Here is an 18480-nt window from a genome sequence, read left to right as displayed (position 1 = left end):
TAAAGCCATGACCACCGCCTCTCCACGCATTGCCCTGATCGGCGAATGCATGATCGAACTGCAACACCGCGCCGACGGCAGCCTGCAACAGAGCTTCGGCGGCGACACCTTGAACGCGGCGGTGTACCTGCGCCGTGAGCTGGGCGATGTCGGCAGTGTCGACTACGTTACCGCCCTGGGCGATGACAGCTTCAGCGATGCCATGTGCCGGCAATGGCAGGAAGAGGGGCTTGGGCTGGAGAGAGTCCAGCGCCTGCCTGGACGTTTGCCCGGCTTGTACTGCATCCAGACCGACGCCAACGGCGAGCGAAAATTTCTCTACTGGCGTAACGAAGCGGCGGTGCGCGACTGCTTTACCACGCCAGCCGCCGAACCGATCCTGGCGGCATTGCCGGGGTACGACGTGGTGTATTTCAGCGGCATTACCCTGGCGGTGCTGGGTGAAGTCGGGCGGCAGCGCTTGCTCGAAGTCCTGATCGAAACCCGCCGACGTGGCGGCAAAGTGGTGTTCGACAACAACTACCGGCCACGGCTGTGGGCCACGGTGGACGTTGCCCGTGAGGCTTATCGCACCGTACTGGCCGAGGTGGATATCGCCTTGCTGACTGAAGATGACGAGCGCGCGCTGTTTGGTTATGCCGACAGCGAGCAGGTGTTCGCGGCGTACCCGGCGATTGCGGAAGTGGTGCTCAAGCGCGGTGCGGATGCGTGTTTGATTCGTTGCGACGGCGAGCGCTTTGGTGTGCCGGCATTGAAGGTGGAGAAGGTGGTGGACACCACGGCGGCGGGGGATTCGTTCAGTGCCGCGTACCTGGCCAGTCGGCTCAAGGGTGGTTCGCCGCAGGAGGCCGCTTTGGCCGGGCATCGGCTGGCGAGCCGTGTCATTCAGGTGTCTGGTGCGCTGATCCCCAGGGAGTAGGTGAATGGCCGCCTGCGGCGGATCGGGAGCAAGCCCCCTCCCACACTTGACCGCATTTCATCAGGACGAATGCGGTCAACTGTGGGAGGGGGCTTGCTCCCGATAGCGGTCTTAAGTCAACGCCTCAATCGCGGTAAAACACCTGCACCAGGTGATACCCGAACTTGCTCTTGATCGGTCCGTGAACCACCTTCACCGGCTTCTTGAAGATCACCGCATCAATCACCCCGACCATCTGCCCAGGCCGCACTTCACCCAAATCGCCGCCGCGCTTGCCGGACGGGCAAGTGGAGTACTTCTTGGCCAGCACATCGAAGGCTTCGCCCTTGGCAATGCGCTGCTTGAGTTGTTCGGCTTCTTCGCTGGTTTTCACCAGGATATGGCGGGCTTGGGCTTTCATTGATCTCTACCAGGTGTGCGACGGCGCGCGATTATGCCTGAACTGAATCATCGACGCTGATCATGCTGCGGATTTTGGTCGCCAGCAGGTCGATGGAAAAAGGCTTGGCGACCATGTCCATGCCGTCCTCCAGGAAGCCCTGGCGCTCAGCGGCTTTCTCCGCGTAGCCGGTCATGAACAGCACCTTGAGGCCCGGCCGATGCTGGCGGGCGATCTCCGCCAGTTGGCGGCCGTTCATGCCGGGCAGGCCGACATCGGTCACCAGCAGGTCCACGCGCAGGTCCGACTCCAGCAACGGCAGCGCCGCACGCGCATCCGCCGCCTGGTGCGCGGTATAGCCCAACTCGTCGAGTACATTGACCACCAGCATGCGCACCGCCGGGTCATCCTCGACCACCACCACCGCTTCGCCGGCAAGGGCTACCGGAACTTCGCCCAATTGAGCGGGCAGGCTGCTTTCCAGGGAGGTGCCGTGCAGGCGCGGCAGGTACAAGCGCACGCAGGTGCCCTGGCCCGGTTCGCTCTGGATGGTCACGTGACCACCGGACTGCTGGGCAAACCCATAGATCATCGACAGCCCCAGGCCAGTGCCCTGGCCGATGGGTTTGGTGGTGAAGAACGGGTCGAACGCCTTGGCGAGAATCTTCGGTGCCATGCCGCTGCCGTTGTCACACACGCCAAGCATCACATAGTCGCCGGCCCTGACCGGTTCGAGGGTGGTGATATCGGTGCCGTCGAGGTAACTGTTGGCGGTTTCGATCAGCAGTTCGCCGCCGTCGGGCATGGCGTCGCGCGCGTTGATCACCAGGTTGAGCAGGGCATTTTCCAGTTGGCTGGCGTCGGTGTTGACCGGCCAGATATCGCGGCCCAGTTGCACCTTGAGCGTGATATGGGCGCCCTTGGTGCGCTGGAACAGCTCCTCCAGGGACGCCACCAACTGGTTGGGGTCCAGTGGGCGAAGGTCCAGCGACTGGCGTCGCGAGAAAGCCAGCAGGCGATGGGTGAGGGCGGCCGCGCGATGGGCCGAGGATACGGCGGTTTCGGTAAAGCGGCCGATTTCCTCGCTGCGCCCGGCGGCGATGTAGCGCTGCATCAGGTCCAGGCTGCCGATGATACCGGTGAGCATATTGTTGAAGTCGTGGGCGATACCGCCGGTGAGCTGGCCCACCGCTTCCATCTTCTGCGCATGGCGCAGGGCGTCTTCGGCGCGCTCACGCTCGAACATCTCGGTTTTCAGGCGTTCGTTGGCTTCGGCCAGCGCCTGGGTACGCTGGGCCACACGCTCCTCGAGGTTCTCGTTGAGGTGGCGCAGGGCTTCTTCGGTGAGTTTGCGTTCGGTTTCATCGATCACAAAGATATAGAAACCGTTCACCGAACCGTCGTTGCTGAAGCGCGGCAGGTATTTCATCAACGCATGACGCGGGCGGCCATCGCGATGGGGGGTGATGGTCATGAAACTGCAGGCCTTGCCCTTGAGCGCAGCGGTGATCTTGTCCTCGCGCCCGGCATACACTTCGTCGCCGAGCACCTCGCGGATGGTCTTGCCGTACAGCTCCTGGGGCGTCATGCCGTACCACTCGAGGTAGGCGCTGTTGTTCAGGCGAAAGCGCTGCTCGTGGTCGACGTAGCCGATCAGCACCGGCATGGCGTTGATGATCAACTGCAGCTCGGTCTGGCTCTGGCGCAGGGCCTGCTCGGTGTGCTTGCGCTCGGTGAGGTCGAGTGCCGCGCCGAGGAAGCGCGCGGGGCGGCCTTGATGATCCTTGTAGCAACGCCCGCGGGCAAACACCCAGCGCACCTGGCCGTCGGCTTGTTGCAGGCGGTATTCCTCGGCGTATTCGGTGCCGTGGGTGATGCAGTGCTTGATGCTGCGCGTCACGGTGCCCCGGTCTTCGGGGTGTACGCCGTGCAGGTAGTCGCTGATGGGCAACAGGCTGGCGTTGCTCGGGTCCACCCCGTGCAGGTAGGCGAAGTGGGCATCGGCGATAAAGCGGTCTTCGCCAATGTCCCAATCCCAGGTGCCCACTGCGTCGGTGGCGGCGAGGGCCAGTTGCAGGCGCTGCTCGGTGTTGTGCTGGGCTCTGCGACGTTCGTTGGTTTCGATGGCCGTGACCAGGATGCCGGCCACGCTGGCGCTTTCATCGCGGACCGGGCTGTAGGTCAGGTCCAGCCAGATTTCAGTGTCGCGATTGTTGCGTTGCAGGACGAAACGCTGCTCGCTGAAGGTACGCACCTGGCCGGTCAGTACGGCGTCGTAGATCGGTGCGGTGAAGCTTTCGAGTTCCGGCCAGGTCTGGTGCGCCGGCTGGCCCATGGCGTCGGGGTGCTTGTTGCCCGCCAGCAGGGCGAAGCCGTCGTTGTAGAGCTGGGTGAGTTCGCTGCCCCACAGCAGGAGCATCGGCATCGGTGAGTGGATGACGATGTCCACGGCTGTGCGCAGGCTTTGCGGCCAATCATTGGCCTCACCGAGGGGGCTGTGTGCCCAGTCCAGCCGCGCAATCAATGCAGCGGCTTCGCTACCGGTGGTTGTTCCCTTCATAAAAAGCCCTGAGCGTAACGCTTTGAAAAAAGACAACACCCATTATCCCGTGGGAAACCTATGGGTGACTACCCTCGAAAAATAGCATGCATTGAGGGTTTGTCTTCAAATGAGTGCTTTAAGGCTGAAACCTTTCATCTTTACGCCAGCTCAGGGCGGTCGCGAAACTGCGCCAGGGCCTCCGGATTGGCCAGGGCGTCGGTGTTTTTCACCGGCTCGCCGTGCACCACGTTGCGCACTGCGAGTTCGACGATCTTGCCGCTGATGGTACGGGGAATATCGCTGACGGCGAGGATCTTCGCCGGCACATGGCGCGGCGTGGTGTTGGCGCGTATTACCTGGCGGATCTGCTGCTCCAGGGCCTCATCCAGTTCGATCCCGTCATCGAGGCGCACAAACAGCACCACGCGCACATCGTCCTGCCAGTGCTGGCCGATGGCCAGACTCTCCAGCACCTGCGGGACTTTTTCCACCTGGCGATAAATCTCCGCAGTGCCGATGCGCACGCCGCCCGGGTTGAGCACCGCGTCGGAGCGGCCGTGAATCAGCAAGCTGCCGTTGGCGCGTTGTTCGGCGTAGTCGCCCTGGGCCCATACGCCGGGGAACTGACTGAAATACGAGGCGCGCAGCTTCTTCTGGTCCGGGTCGTTCCACAAGCCGATGGGCATCGCCGGAAAGTGCCGGGTGCACACCAACTCGCCTTTTTCCTCGAGCAGCGGTTGGCCCTGGTCGTCCCACACCTCGATGGCCATCGCCAGGCTCTTGCACTGCATTTCCCCGCGCCGCACCGGCAACACCGGGTTGCCGATCACAAAGCAGGAGACGATATCGGTGCCGCCAGACATTGAGGACAGGCACAGCTCGGCCTTGATCTCGCGGTAGACGTAGTCGTAGCTCTGGGGCGACAAGGGCGAGCCGGTCGAAATCAGGCCCTTGAGGCTGCTCAGGTCGTGGCTCAGGCGCGGTTGCAGCCCGGCCTTTTCCAGGGTGGCGAGGAACTTGGGGCTGGTGCCGAACACGCTGATCTTTTCCGCGTCGATCAGGTCGATCAGGCGTTCCGGGCCGGGATGAAACGGCGAGCCGTCATACAGCACCGCTGTGGCCCCGATCGCCAGCACCGAGACCAGCCAGTTCCACATCATCCAGCCGCAGGTGGTGTAGTAGAACAGGCAGTCCTCGCGGGATATGTCCGCGTGCAGGCCGTGTTCCTTGAGGTGGGTGAGCAGCACGCCGCCGGTGCCGTGGATGATGCATTTGGGCACGCCGGTGGTGCCGCTGGAGTAGAGGATGTACAGCGGATGATCGAACGGCACCGCGACGAACGCAGGCTCGCCGCCGGGTTGGTAGAAGTCGTTCCACAGGGCAACGCGGGCCTGGGTCTGATAGTCCTCGACGCAGGCGTGGGGCCGTGCATACGGGACGATGATCAATTGTTCCAGGGACGGCAGGCGTTCGAGGATTTCATTGAGCTTGGCGCTTTGGTCGATGGTTTTGCCGGCATAGCGGTAGCCGGCGCAGGTGATCAGCACCTTGGGCTCGATCTGGCCGAAGCGGTCGATGACGCCTTGGGTGCCGAAGTCTGGTGAGGAGCACGACCAGATCGCGCCCAGGCTGGTGGTGGCGAGCATGCCGACCAGGGTTTGCCAGGTGTTGGGCATGCACGCGGCCACCCGGTCACCGCTGCCGACACCGGCCGCCCGCAGGCTGTCTTGCAGGCCGGCGACATGGGCGGCCAGTTCGGCATAGGTGAGTTGTTCGCGCTGGCCGTCTTCACTGATCGCGACCACGGCCGGGTGATCGTCGCGTCGACGCAGCAGGTGTTCGGCAAAATTCAGGCTCGCGCCCGGAAACCACTGGGCGCTGGGCATCTCGGCGTCTTCGATCAACACTGCGCTGGGCGGGCTGCGAAACTGCACTTCGAAGAACGTGACGATTGCCTGCCAGAAGTCCGGACGCTGGTCGATGCTCCACTGGTGCAGGGCCGGGTAGTCGTTGAGCTGCACGCCGTGGCGATCATTGATAAAGCGTCGGAACTGGTCCATCCGCGTGGTGCGGATGCGTTCCGGGGAGGGTTGCCAGAGGATCTCGGACATCAGCAAGGTCTCTTGTTTTTATGCAGGTCTTCAAAACAATAGAATTCTACTGTGGGAGGGGGCTTGCTCCCGATAGCGGAGTATCAGCTAGCCCGTGTGGTACTGACCCACCGCCATCGGGAGCAAGTCCCCTCCCACAGTTTAGATCTCCAGTGTCTGGTTTTATTGGGCCAGCCAGCCGCCATCAATGTTCCACGCCGCACCCCGCACCTGCGCACCGGCCTCACTGCACAAGAACAGCACCAGCTCACCCAACTGCGACGGTGTCACGAACTCCAGCGACGGCTGTTTCTCCGCCAGCAGATCATGCTGCGCCTGCTGCGGGTCGACGCCATTGGCCACACGATCATCAATCTGCTTCTGCACGAGCGGCGTCAACACCCAGCCGGGGCAGATTGCATTGCAGGTCACGTTGCTGGTGGCGGTCTCCAGGCCCACCACCTTGGTCAAGCCGATCACGCCGTGCTTGGCTGCCACATACGCGGCCTTGCCCACCGAGCCGACCTGGCCGTGCACCGAGGCGATGTTGACGATACGCCCCCACCCCTTGGCTTTCATGCCTGGCAAGCTCAAGCGTGTGCTGTGGAACACCGACGACAGGTTGATCGCGATGATCGCGTCCCAGCGCTCCACCGGGAAGTCCTCCACCGCCGCCACATGCTGGATGCCTGCGTTGTTGACCAGGATGTCGACACCGCCGAACTCACGCTCGGCGTACGCGAGCATGTCGGCAATCTGCGCCGGGTCGCTGACGTCCGCCGGGTGATGGCCGACCTTGCCGCCAAACGCCTGCACCTGGGCGACCACCGCACTGGCGTCGCCGAAGCCGTTGAGGATCAGGTTGGCGCCGGCCTTGGCCAGGCTCAGTGCGATGCCCAGGCCGATGCCGCTGGTGGAACCGGTAACCAGGGCGGTCTTGCCGTTCAATGTCGTCATGAAAATCTCACACAATGCCGGTGGCGTAGAAAGTACCGATCACCACGAACACCGCGAGGGTCTTGATAATCGTGATGCCGAAAATGTCTTTGTAGGCTTCGCGGTGGGTCAGGCCGGTCACCGCCAGCAGCGTGATCACCGCGCCGTTGTGGGGCAGGGTGTCCATGCCGCCGCTGGCCATGGCTGCGACCCGGTGCAGCACTTCAAGGGGAATATTGGCCGCATGGGCCGCCGAAATAAAGCTCTCGGACATGGCCGCCAGGGCGATGCTCATGCCACCGGACGCAGAGCCGGTGATACCGGCCAGCAGGGTCACGGTAATCGCTTCGTTGACCAGCGGGTTGGGGATGCCCTTGAGCCAGTCCGCCAGTACCAGAAAGCCCGGCAGCGAGGCAATCACCGCACCAAAGCCGTATTCGGAAGCGGTGTTCATCGCCGCCAGCAACGCGCCGCTGACCGCGCTTTTGCTGCCCTCGGCGAGCTTACTTTTGATCGCCGACCACCCGAACGCCAGCACCATCAGGATCCCCACCAGCAACGCCGCCTGCACCGCCCAGATCGCGGTGAGCTTGGCGATTTCAGTGGTCACCGGCGCGCTCATGCCCGGCAGGCTGAGGCTGTGGGTCTTGCCGTACCACTGCGGGATCCAGTGGGTGAACAGCAGGTTCATTACGCCCACCAGGATCAGCGGCGACAGCGCGATCCAAGGGTTGGGCAGGGCAATGTTCTCGGCGGTCTCAGGCTCGTTGCGCAGCTCGGTGCCGTAGCCTTCACCGGCGCGTTGGGCCTTGTTGCGCTGGCGCGCCAGGTAGAGCATGCCGGCGCAGAACACGAAAATCGTGCCGATCAGCCCCAGCCACGGCGCCGCCCAGGCGGTGGTGTTGAAGAAGGTGCTGGGGATGATGTTCTGGATCTGCGGCGTGCCGGGCAGGGCGTCCATGGTGAACGAAAACGCACCGAGGGCGATGGTCGCCGGGATCAGGCGCTTGGGGATATTGCTCTGGCGGAACATCTCCGCCGCAAACGGGTACACCGCAAACACCACCACAAACAGCGACACGCCGCCGTAGGTGAGCAGGGCGCAGACCAGCACGATCACCAGCATCGCCTGGCGCGTGCCGAGCAAACGGATCGCCGCGGCCACGATAGAGCGCGAGAAGCCCGACAGCTCGATCAGCTTGCCGAACACCGCACCGAGCAGGAACACCGGGAAATACAGTTTGATAAAGCCGACCATTTTCTCCATGAACACCCCGGTAAAGGCAGGGGCGACGGCGGACGGGTCGGTGAGCAGCACGGCACCGAGGGCGGCGATGGGGGCAAACAGGATAACGCTATAGCCACGGTAGGCAGCCAGCATCAGCAACGCGAGCGCTGCCAGGGCAATGATCACACTCATGGTGTGTCTCCATCGGATTGTTATTGTTGTGGGTGAAGCGGTGGGGAGGGCTATAGCGAGATGTGTGCCATGTTTTCAACTTGTTGAAATATATGGGTATTTTTGAATTTTTTTCGAGGGTTTTTGAATTTTGTCTCAATTTGGAGACAAGTGAAGATCAAATGTGGGAGGGGGCTTGCTCCCGATAGCGGTGTATCAGCCAGCATATGTGTTAACTGACCTGATGCTATCGGGGCAAGCCCCCTCCCACAGGGATTGTCTTTGTCTGGAGAATGGAGTCTCTATATGGAGACTAGGCAATCCCCAGTGCCACCATTTTCTTGTACAGCGTCGACCGCCCCAGCCCCAATCGCCTGGCCGCCTCCACCACATTCCCACCACACGCCTCGAGCGCCGCCGTAATCACCTGCCGATCAAAGCGCTCCCGCGCTGCTGCAAACGTCTCACCCGCAACCGTGTCCACCGCCCCGCGTTCCACCGGGCTGAACGTGCCAATCGCCGCACGAATTTCCCTGGCGTCCAGCACCAGGTCATCGCTCAGCAACGCCGCGCGCTCCAGCACGTTGCGCAGCTCGCGGATATTTCCCGGCCACGCATGTTGCGCCAACAGCGCCAGGGCTTCTCGGTCCAGCTCATGCTGGCTGCGCAGGTCTTCGAGGATCGCTTCGCTCAGCGCCGGGATATCCTCCAGCCGCTCACGCAGCGGCGGCACCCGGATCGGCAGCACATTCAGGCGGTAATACAAGTCCGCGCGAAACTCACCGCGCTTGATCGCCGCTTCCAGGTCCATGGAGGTGGCCGCGATCACCCGCACATCGCTGTGCAGCATCTCGTTGGAACCCACCGGTTCGAATTCCTTTTCCTGCAACACCCGCAGCAGTTTGCTTTGCAGCGGCAGCGGCATATCGCCGATTTCATCGAGGAACAGCGTACCGCCCTGGGCAATCTGGAATTTACCCGGACGGCCCTTGCGATCGGCGCCTGTAAAGGCGCCCGGCGCGGTGCCGAAGAATTCTGCTTCCAGCAGGTCATGGGGAATCGCCGCGCTGTTGATGCTGACAAAGGCCTTGTGCGCACGCGGTGAGGCGCCGTGGATCGCCTGGGCCAGCAGCTCTTTGCCGGTGCCGGTTTCGCCGAGCAGCAGCACCGGCGATTCGGCGCTTGCGCTGCGCCGTGCACGGCGTTTGACTTCCAGGCTGGCGGCGCTGGTGCCGATAAAATGCGCGAAGTTGTACTTGCTCTGGCGTGAGCGCAGCAACGAGCGGGTGGAGGCCAGTTCCTGCTGCATGCTCAGGTAGCGTTCGATCAGCGGCGACAGGTTACGCAGCTCATCGAACAAGGCAAAACCAATCGCCCCGATCACCGCCCCGGCATCGTTGTGGATCGGCAGGCGCATCACCACCAACGGGCCTTTGGGGGTGTCCTGAATGTCCAGCAGAATCGGCCGGTCGGTGCGTACCACCTGGCGCAACAGGCTGTTGGAAATCACCCGCTCGCACGGCTGGCCGATGGCCTCATCGGCACTCTTGAGGCCGAAGCGCTTGGCGTAGCGCTCGTTCATCCAGACGATATTGGCGTCGCGGTCGACAATCACCGTGCCTTCGCTGGACTGCTCAATGATCTCGAACAGCGACTGGATCGCCAGGCCGCGAACCTGTTGGTAATCCGTCAGGCTGGTACTCATGACGACAGCCCGCCGGCCGCCGCCAGGAGTTCTTTGGTATACGGGTGCTGCGGCGCTTCGAAAACGTCATGGCTCGGCCCGCGTTCCACCACCTTGCCGTCCTTGATCACGATCATGTCATGGGCCATGGCGCGCACCACGGCGAGGTCATGGCTGATAAACAGGTAGGTCAGGCCGTACTTCTCCTGCAACTCACGCAACAACGCTACGACCTGCTTCTGCACGGTGCGGTCGAGGGCGGAGGTGGGTTCGTCCAACAGCATCAACGCCGGCTTGAGCACCAGCGCACGGGCGATGGCGATGCGTTGGCGCTGGCCGCCGGAGAATTCATGGGGGAAGCGATGGCGGCTGGCGGGGTCGAGGCCCACGTCCTTGAGCACCTGGATCACTTGCGCATCGCGGTCGGCCAGGCTGCACGGCGCATGCACTTCCAGGCCTTCGCTGATGATCTGCTGCACCGACATGCGCGGGCTGAGGCTGCCATACGGGTCCTGGAACACCACCTGCATCTGTTTGCGCCACGGGCGCATCTGCTTGTGGTTGAGCGGGTCGAGGGCCTCGCCCTGGAAGCGGATGCTGCCGGTGGAGTCCAGCAGGCGCAGGATCGCCTGGCCGAGAGTGGATTTGCCCGAACCGGACTCGCCGACAATCCCCAGGGTCTTGCCGCGCTGCACGCTGAGGCTGATGCCATCCACCGCGCGCAGGTAGGTCTTGCGCCGGAACAGGCCGCCGCCAAGGGGGAATTGCACGCTCAGGTCGTCCACCTCCAGCACGGTCTCCCGTGGGTCGCTGCACAGCACATCGCCGGATGGCTCGGCGTCCAGTAACAGGCGGCTGTAGGGATGTTGTGGTGCCGTGAACAAGGTCTCGCAGCCGGCCTGCTCGACAATCTCGCCGGCATGCATCACGCATACGCGTTGGGCAATGCTGCGCACCAGGTTGAGGTCATGGCTGATCAGCAGCAGCGACATGCCCAGGCGGTGTTGCAGGGATTTGAGCAGCAGCAGGATCTTGCGTTGCACGGTCACGTCGAGGGCGGTGGTGGGCTCGTCGGCAATCAACAGCTCCGGCTCACAGGCCAGGGCCATGGCGATCATCACCCGCTGGCGCTGGCCCCCGGAGAGTTGGTGCGGATAAGCCTTGAGGCGTTCCTGGGGTTTCTGAATACCCACCAGTTCGAGTAACTCAAGGATGCGTGCCTGCGCCGCCTTGCCGCCCATGCCCTTATGCAGCAGCAAGGTTTCGCCGATCTGTTTTTCGATGCTGTGCAGCGGGTTGAGGGAGGTCATCGGCTCCTGGAAGATCATCGCAATGCGGTTGCCGCGCAGTTTCTGCAAGGTCGACGCCGAGGCGCCGATCAGTTCCTGGCCGCGATACTTCACGGAGCCGCGGGTGTCGGTACCGGCCTCGGGCAGCAGTTGCAAGATTGAGTGGGCGGTCACCGACTTGCCGGAGCCGGATTCGCCCACCAGCGCCAGGCACTCGCCGGGGCGGACGTCCAGGCTCAGGTTGCGCACCACGGTCTGGCCGCTGAACGCGACGCTGAGGTCGCGGATTTCGATCAGGTTCATACGCAATCACTCATGAGCGTGGGTCGAAGGCATCGCGTAATGCCTCGCCGATAAAGACCAGCAGCGACAGGATCAGCGCCAAGGTGAAAAACGCCGTCAGGCCCAGCCACGGCGCTTGCAGGTTCTGCTTGCCCTGGGCAATCAACTCGCCCAGTGACGCACTGCCCGCAGGCATGCCGAAACCGAGGAAATCCAGGGCGCTCAGGGTGGAAATCGCCCCGGTGAGGATAAACGGCAAGTAGCTCAAGGTGGCGGTCATGGCGTTGGGCAGGATGTGCCGACGAATGATCTTGCCGTCGCCCAGGCCCAGCGCCCGTGCGGCCTTGACGTACTCCAGGTTGCGCCCACGCAGGAACTCGGCGCGCACCACATCCACCAGGGCCAGCCAGGAAAACAGCGCCATGATCCCCAGCAACCACCAGAAGTTCGGCTCGACAAACCCCGACAGGATGATCAGCAGGTACAGCACCGGCAGCCCGGACCACACTTCAAGGATGCGTTGGCCGAGCAGATCCACCCAGCCGCCGTAATAGCCTTGCAAGGCCCCGGCGGCGATGCCGATGGCGGCGCTGATGGTGGTGAGCGCCAGGGCAAACAGGATCGACACCCGCGCGCCGAAGATCACCCGCGCCAACACATCCCGTGACTGGTCATCGGTGCCCAGCCAGTTCACCGTCGAGGGCGGGCTGGGGGCCGGGCGGGTCAGTTCGTAGTTGGGTGTGTCGTCGCTGAACGGGATCGGCGGGAACAGCATCCAGCCGCCGTCCTGCTTGATCAGCTTTTGCACGTAGTCACTGCGGTAATCGGCCTGGAACGGCAGTTGCCCGCCGAACTGCTGCTCGGTGTAGCGCTTGAACGCCGGGAAATACAGCTCGTGCTTGTAGCTGAGCACCAAGGGCTTGTCGTTGGCGATCAACTCGCCGCCCAGGGTCAGGATAAAGAGGCCGATAAACAGCCACAGCGACCACCAGCCGCGACGGTTTTTCTTGAACCTTTCGAAACGCCGACGGGCCACGGGAGACAGGTTAAGCATCAGGCGTTCCTCGCGGCGAAGTCGATACGCGGGTCCACCAGGGTGTAGCAGAGGTCGCCGATCAGTTTTATCAGCAGGCCAAACAAGGTAAAGATAAACAGCGAGCCAAACACCACCGGGTAGTCCCGGGACACGGCGGCTTCGTAGCTCATGCGTCCGAGGCCATCGAGGGAAAAGATCACCTCGATCAACAGCGAACCGGCAAAGAACACGCTGATGAACGCCTGGGGAATCCCCGAGATCACCAGCAGCATGGCGTTGCGAAACACATGGCCGTACAGCACCCGCCGTTCGCTCAAGCCTTTGGCGCGGGCGGTCACGACGTACTGGCGCGTGATTTCATTGAGGAACGAGTTTTTGGTCAGGATGGTCAGGGTGGCGAACCCGCCGATCACCAGCGCGCTGACCGGCAGTACCAGGTGCCAGAAGTAGTCGGCGATCTTGCCCACGGTGCTCAGCTCGGCGAAGTTTTCCGAGACCAGCCCGCGCACCGGGAACCAGTTCAATGAAGTGCCTCCAGCGAACACCACGATCAGGAACATCGCGAACAGGAACGCCGGCATCGCGTAGCCAATCACAATGGCGGTGCTGCTCCACACATCAAAACTGCTGCCATGGCGCACCGCCTTGCGAATGCCTAGGGGGATCGACACCAGGTAGGTGATCAGCGTAGCCCAGAGGCCGAGGGAAATGGTGACCGGCATCTTTTCCAGGATCAGGTCGATCACGGTGGCGCCGCGAAAGAAGCTGTTGCCGAAATCCAGTTGGGCGTAGCTCTTGAGCATCAGCCACAGGCGTTCCGGCGCGGGCTTGTCGAAGCCGTATTGTTTTTCGATGTCCTTGATCAGTTTCGGGTCCAGGCCACGGCTGGCGCGGGAGCCGCTGCTGACACCGTCGCCGGATGAGCCGCCGACCGCGCCGCCGCCGATGCCCTGCAAGTGAGCGATGGCTTGTTCCACCGGCCCGCCGGGGGCGGCCTGGACGATCACGAAATTCACCAGCAGGATGATCACCAGCGTCGGGATGATCAGCAGCAGGCGCCTCACGATATAGGCAAACATCAGCGAGCTCCTGCGCGTTTTTTCAATTCGGCATTCATTTGTTCATTTGTCAGCGGGGTAGGGCTGATTTCCCACCAGGTTTCCAGGGCTTCATCATTCCTGGCCTCGATGGCCGGGCGGCCGAAGCGGTTCCACCAAGCGGCGGAGGTGCCGGGCGGGTAGTAATTGGGGATCCACAGGTAATTCCATTGCAGCACCCGGTCCAGGGCATGGGCATAGGTAAGCATCTGCGCCTGGGTGTCGGCCTTGACCAGGCCCTTGATCAGGCTGTCGACGGCTGGGTCCTTGAGCACCATGTAGTTGTTGGCGCCCGGATCGAACGCGGCGGTCGAGCCGAAGTAGTTGTACAGCTCCATGCCGGGCGACGTGGTCACCGGGAAGCCGGTGACGATCATGTCGTAGTCGCGGGCCATCAAGCGGTTGACGTATTGCGAAGAATCGATGCGGCGGATATTCAGGGTGATGCCGATCTGCGCCAGGTTGCGTTTGTACGGCAACAGTAGGCGTTCCAGCCCGTTCTGGGCATTGAGGAAGGTGAACGCCAGCGGCTCGCCCTCGGCGTTGACCAGTTTGTCGCCGTCTGGCTTCCAGCCGGCGTCTTCCAGCAGCGCCAGGGCTTGCAGCTGCTTGTCACGGATCATGCCGCTGCCATCGGTGACCGGCGCCTTGAACACCTGGGTGAACACCTCGTCGGGAATCTGCCCGCGCAAGGGTTCGAGAATCGCCAGTTCTTCCGGGGTGGGCAGCTGGGTGGCGGCCAACGGGCTATTGGAGAAGTAGCTTTGCTGGCGGATGTACACGTTGCGCATCATCTGCCGGTTGGCCCATTCGAAGTCCCACAGCATCGCCAGGGCCTGGCGCACGCGACGGTCCTTGAACATTGGTTTTTGCACATTGAACACATAACCCTGGGCCGGTTGCGGCATGTCCTTGGCCAAGTGCGCGCGTTGCAGGCGGCCATCGTCCAGGGCCGGGCCGTTGTAGCCGATGGAATAGCCGGTGGCGGAAAACTCACGGTTGAAGTCGTAGGCGCCCCCACGCAATACCTGGCGGGCCACTTCGGTGTCGCCGAAGTACTCCAGGCTCAGGTGATCGAAGTTGTACAGGCCGCGGCTGACGGGCAGGTCCTTGCCCCACCAGTCGGGGTCGCGGGTAAAGGTGATGGTGCTGCCCGAGTCGATCTTGCCGACCTTGTACGGGCCGCTGCCCAGGGGGGCTTCGTAGCCACCGCCGTTGGCGAAGTCGCGGGTCTTCCACCAGTGCTCGGGGAACACCGGCAGGGTGGCGATATCCAGGGGCAGGGTGCGGTTTTCGTTGCTGGAAAAATCAAAACGGACCTGGCGCGGGCCTTCGACTTCGACGTGCTTGACGTCAGCGAACAACGTGCGAAAGCGCAGGCTGCCTTGGGTCATCAGCAGGTTGAAGCTGTAGCGCACATCCTCGGCGGTGATCGGCTTGCCATCGGCAAAACGCGCCTTGGGGTTGAGGAAGAAACGCAGGGACAGGCCGTCGTCCGCGCGGTCCATCTTCTCCGCAACCAGGCCATACACCGTATAGGGTTCGTCCAGGGAGCGCAGGGCCAGGGGCGCATACAGCCAGCCGTCGACCTGGGAGACGCCGATGCCTTTGTCGATATACGGCAGCACATGGTCGAAACGTCCGATTTCAATCGCCGAGCGTCGCAGGCTGCCACCCTTGGGGGCGTTGGGGTTGGCGTAGTCGAAATGGCTGAAACCGGCGGGATACTTGGCCGGCTCGCCGTACACGGTCATTGACGGTTGGGGCGCCGCGATCACGGCGGTGCTGGCCAGCAGCAGGGCCAGGGAGGTACTGAGCAGTCTGGAAAAAGCCAATCGCATTGTCAGCCTTGAACGCCGGGTGAAGAAGAATAAGGATTTGTACGCTAACAGCATCAGCGTCGCCAGTCGTCACATGCACAACGGCCCACCAAAAGGCGGGCCGTTGTTTCAAGCAGCAGCGCGGACGGGATCAGTCCTGGCGGCTGGTGACTTCCAGCAGGTGGTAGCCGAACTGGGTTTTCACCGGGCCTTGCACGGTGTTGACCGGGGCGCTGAAGACGACGGTGTCGAATTCTTTAACCATCTGGCCTGGACCGAACGAACCCAGGTCACCGCCCTGGCGGCTGGATGGGCAGCTGGAGTTGGCTTTGGCGATTTCTGCGAAATCGGCGCCGCCTTCGATTTGGGCCTTGAGTTCGTTGCACTTGTCTTCAGTGGCAACAAGGATGTGACGGGCGGTGGCTTTGGCCATGGGGATTAACTCCTTGAGTAAAAACGGTGAGCGTACCGGATTCAGGCGGTTATTTCCTGGCAAAGTTCCGCTGGGTTTCTGGTTGGTGCGTTGAGCTTGGGTATTGGCGTGATGGAGTGAGATCCAGAGCAGACTGATATCTGCCTGATGCATAGAGATCAAATGTGGGAGGGGCGGTGCGACGATTCGACTTGCTCCCGATGGCGGCATGACAGCCGACCAGGATGTTGGATCAGACCGAGTACATATCCGTTGCTGCGGTAACTGCCACTTAGGGTTCCGCCCTTACGGCGGGTCACTTTTGGAAAAGAGCCGGAATGCCGGCCCAGCCCAAAGTAACCAAAAGGGCTCTTGCCCCAACACTCGGCACCTCGCCTAGGCTCGGTGTGCCCGAACGCAGGCTTGAATCCGTGGCTAACCCGGCGTCCTGCCGGGTTAGCCACGGATTCAAGCCTGCGTTCGGCCAGCGTGTTTGATGGGGCGCCTGAGATCAAGATCAAGAGCCAGAGCCAGAGCAACAGCAGTGTTACGTCTGACATTACCTAAGTCATCTGATGTCCGGTCGAATAAGCCCCCATCAATTCAAGACAATGTAGTCATTCTGCTGAATGATCGGCCGATGGTCACCTTGCACCAGGTGCAGGTAGCGGCCGTCCACCAGGTCGATGGGCAGGCAGTCGTCGATATCCATCACGCCGTCGGTGTGGGCCTGGGACCAGTGGCGCAACATTTGTTGCTTGCCCTTGCGGGTTGCCTCCTGTTTGTTGCGGGCGACCACCAGCAGGTAGTGGTGGGCTTCGCCAAAGCTGTTGGTTTCATAGCCGCCAAGGTTGATGAAGTACAGGTGATGGGCGTCGGCAGCGGGGGCCAGTTGGCTGAGTTCGACCTTCCAGCCGTCGACGCCATCCACCGCCATCCACGAATCAATATGCACACCCTTGGGGCTGCCAAACCAGCCCTCGCGCAATTGCGGGTAGGTGCCTTCCAGCGTGTCCGCTACGGCGAACACCACATCGTGAACTTCAATTCTTGCCCGTGGGTGCTTGCCCCCGAGCATCACGACAAACAGCATTGCAGGTCCTTCCTGGCGACTTGGCAAAGGGTAACCATACTTCGATTGAACCCTTTTGTCCGGGCAATGCCACACTGTTAATCCGCGAATTCATCAGGAGGTTGTCATGCGCACCATTGATCTGGCGGGCGTTCCCGTCCCTGTCATCGGCCAGGGAACCTGGCGCATGGGCGAAGACCCAGACCGGCGCCGCGCCGAAGTTGCGGCATTGCAACTGGGGATCGACGAGGGCATGACTTTGATCGATACCGCCGAGATGTATGGCGAGGGTGGCGCCGAGGAGGTCGTGGGCGAAGCCATCAGCGGCAGGCGCGACCAGGTGTTCCTGGTGAGCAAGGTCTACCCGCACAACGCCAGCCACAAGGGCGTGCCCCGTGCGTGTGAAGCCAGCCTCCAGCGCCTGGGCACGGACTACATTGATCTGTATCTGTTGCACTGGCGTGGCCAGTACCCGCTTGAAGAAACCGTCGAAGCGTTCGAGCGCCTGCGTGAGGCGGGCAAGATCGGCCGCTGGGGCGTCTCCAATTTCGATGTGGCCGACCTGCAGGAACTCGCATCCCCGGCCTGCGCGACCAATCAGGTGCTGTACAACATCGAAGAGCGCGGGATCGAATTCGACCTGTTGCCCTGGTGGCAACAACACCATTTGCCGCTGATGGCGTACTGCCCGATTGCCCAGGGTGGGGCGTTGCTGTCCAGCCAGACCCTTAAGCAGATCGCCCGCCGCCACGAGGTCACGCCCGCCCAGGTCGCCCTGGCCTGGGTGCTGCGCCAGGACGGTGTGATCGCCATCCCCAAGGCGGTCACCCCGGAGCATGTACGGCTTAATGCGGCCGCCGCCAAGGTGCTGCTGGATGAGCACGACCTGGATGCCATCGATCGGGTGTTCGGAGCACCCAAGCGCAAGCATCCCTTGGCGATGGTGTAGCTGCTTGGCAGAAACGGTGCCATCCCTGGCACCCGTTCCTGCACAGGTCCGACTTAACCCGCTACCGGGCTGCGCCAGTCATCCGATCCGGATGTGCCGGACACTTCGTGGGTCCATACGATCTTGCGATAGGTGAAATACACATCCTCCAGGTGAGTGAAGTGGGCATTGTCCGGGTCCTGGCAATTGGGCATGCGGGATTGGATGTCCACGAGCGTCGCGCCCTCCAGTTCAATCGTGAAGTAGTGCTCCTGGGTGCCGGCCGATGATGTTCGGAACCACTCCAGTCGGCATTTGACCTCTTCACCGCTGGTCAATGCGCTGAACAGCAAGGGCGATGACTTATCGAAGACCTTGCTGATCATCAACGGCTTGTGGACCCTCTGGCCCGTCGGCTGACCCGACTGCGGGTCGCGGGGGATGATCACCTGATGAGCAAAGGCCTGGACCAGAATCTGGTCTTCATGGCCTTCCTGATAAATGTTGCCTACCGAGTCCTGGGTAAAAGTGCCTGCCGTAATCAAACCTTGTTTGACACCGGTGATGGAAAGATACGCGGGTGTTGGCATGACGG

15 protein-coding genes are annotated in these 18480 nt (G+C 62.3%); 2 read left to right on the top strand and 13 right to left on the bottom strand.

Annotation, left to right across the window (positions count from 1 at the left end; translation table 11 throughout):
- Nucleotides 1-7: 7 nt before the first annotated feature.
- Entirely contained in the window at nt 8-919 is a 912-nt protein-coding gene (locus HDC32_RS03640; protein ID WP_184742551.1) for a sugar kinase, read from the top strand.
- Between the two features lie 124 nt (nt 920-1043).
- Here HDC32_RS03640 and HDC32_RS03635 read toward each other — a convergent pair whose 3' ends face one another.
- From HDC32_RS03635 to HDC32_RS03580, 12 genes are all read right to left on the bottom strand, one after another.
- Nucleotides 1044-1319 (bottom strand): peptidylprolyl isomerase, encoded by a 276-nt coding sequence (locus tag HDC32_RS03635; RefSeq protein WP_010564624.1) that lies wholly within the window; start codon nt 1317-1319, stop codon nt 1044-1046.
- Nucleotides 1320-1350: 31 nt separating this feature from the next.
- On the bottom strand, nt 1351-3858 hold the full coding sequence (locus tag HDC32_RS03630; RefSeq protein WP_131699295.1) for a PAS domain-containing sensor histidine kinase: 2508 nt from the start codon (nt 3856-3858) through the stop codon (nt 1351-1353).
- Between the two features lie 140 nt (nt 3859-3998).
- Nucleotides 3999-5951 (bottom strand): acetoacetate--CoA ligase, encoded by a 1953-nt coding sequence (locus tag HDC32_RS03625; protein WP_184742549.1) that lies wholly within the window; start codon nt 5949-5951, stop codon nt 3999-4001.
- 162 nt (nt 5952-6113) lie between these two features.
- Nucleotides 6114-6887 (bottom strand): 3-hydroxybutyrate dehydrogenase, encoded by a 774-nt coding sequence (locus tag HDC32_RS03620; protein ID WP_131699297.1) that lies wholly within the window; start codon nt 6885-6887, stop codon nt 6114-6116.
- 7 nt (nt 6888-6894) lie between these two features.
- Nucleotides 6895-8286, bottom strand: coding sequence for a GntP family permease (locus HDC32_RS03615; protein ID WP_131699298.1), 1392 nt, complete (start codon nt 8284-8286; stop codon nt 6895-6897).
- A gap of 292 nt (nt 8287-8578) precedes the next feature.
- Nucleotides 8579-9970 (bottom strand): sigma-54 interaction domain-containing protein, encoded by a 1392-nt coding sequence (locus HDC32_RS03610; RefSeq protein ID WP_131699299.1) that lies wholly within the window; start codon nt 9968-9970, stop codon nt 8579-8581.
- Nucleotides 9967-11541 carry an ABC transporter ATP-binding protein gene (locus tag HDC32_RS03605; protein WP_184742547.1) on the bottom strand — a complete coding sequence of 525 codons (1575 nt, stop codon included), beginning with the start codon at nt 11539-11541 and terminating at the stop codon, nt 9967-9969. Before HDC32_RS03605 ends, HDC32_RS03610 begins: the two co-directional genes overlap by 4 nt.
- 10 nt (nt 11542-11551) lie before the next feature.
- Nucleotides 11552-12574 carry an ABC transporter permease gene (locus tag HDC32_RS03600; RefSeq protein WP_184742545.1) on the bottom strand — a complete coding sequence of 341 codons (1023 nt, stop codon included), beginning with the start codon at nt 12572-12574 and terminating at the stop codon, nt 11552-11554.
- On the bottom strand, nt 12574-13635 hold the full coding sequence (locus tag HDC32_RS03595) for a microcin C ABC transporter permease YejB (RefSeq protein ID WP_027608619.1): 1062 nt from the start codon (nt 13633-13635) through the stop codon (nt 12574-12576). Before HDC32_RS03595 ends, HDC32_RS03600 begins: the two co-directional genes overlap by 1 nt.
- On the bottom strand, nt 13635-15494 hold the full coding sequence (locus tag HDC32_RS03590) for an extracellular solute-binding protein (protein WP_184742543.1): 1860 nt from the start codon (nt 15492-15494) through the stop codon (nt 13635-13637). The genes HDC32_RS03595 and HDC32_RS03590 overlap by 1 nt, the downstream gene beginning before the upstream one ends.
- Before the next feature lie 130 nt (nt 15495-15624).
- A complete protein-coding gene (locus HDC32_RS03585; protein WP_044274278.1) occupies nt 15625-15906 on the bottom strand; it encodes a peptidylprolyl isomerase in 282 nt (93 codons plus the stop codon).
- A gap of 577 nt (nt 15907-16483) precedes the next feature.
- Nucleotides 16484-16978 (bottom strand): DUF1543 domain-containing protein, encoded by a 495-nt coding sequence (locus HDC32_RS03580; RefSeq protein WP_131699303.1) that lies wholly within the window; start codon nt 16976-16978, stop codon nt 16484-16486.
- Nucleotides 16979-17084: 106 nt separating this feature from the next.
- Here HDC32_RS03580 and HDC32_RS03575 point away from each other — a divergent pair, with 106 nt between their 5' ends.
- Nucleotides 17085-17906: an aldo/keto reductase gene (locus HDC32_RS03575; RefSeq protein WP_131699304.1), complete on the top strand. Its 822-nt coding sequence runs from the start codon at nt 17085-17087 to the stop codon at nt 17904-17906.
- Between the two features lie 53 nt (nt 17907-17959).
- Here the strand turns inward: HDC32_RS03575 and HDC32_RS03570 are convergent, their stop codons facing one another.
- A complete protein-coding gene (locus HDC32_RS03570; protein ID WP_048729440.1) occupies nt 17960-18475 on the bottom strand; it encodes an Hcp family type VI secretion system effector in 516 nt (171 codons plus the stop codon).
- Nucleotides 18476-18480: the final 5 nt, after the last annotated feature.

The sequence above is a fragment of the Pseudomonas sp. JAI120 genome (assembly GCF_014207255.1).
Lineage (GTDB): Bacteria > Pseudomonadota > Gammaproteobacteria > Pseudomonadales > Pseudomonadaceae > Aquipseudomonas.
This window is presented reverse-complemented; position numbering and strand designations above follow the sequence as displayed.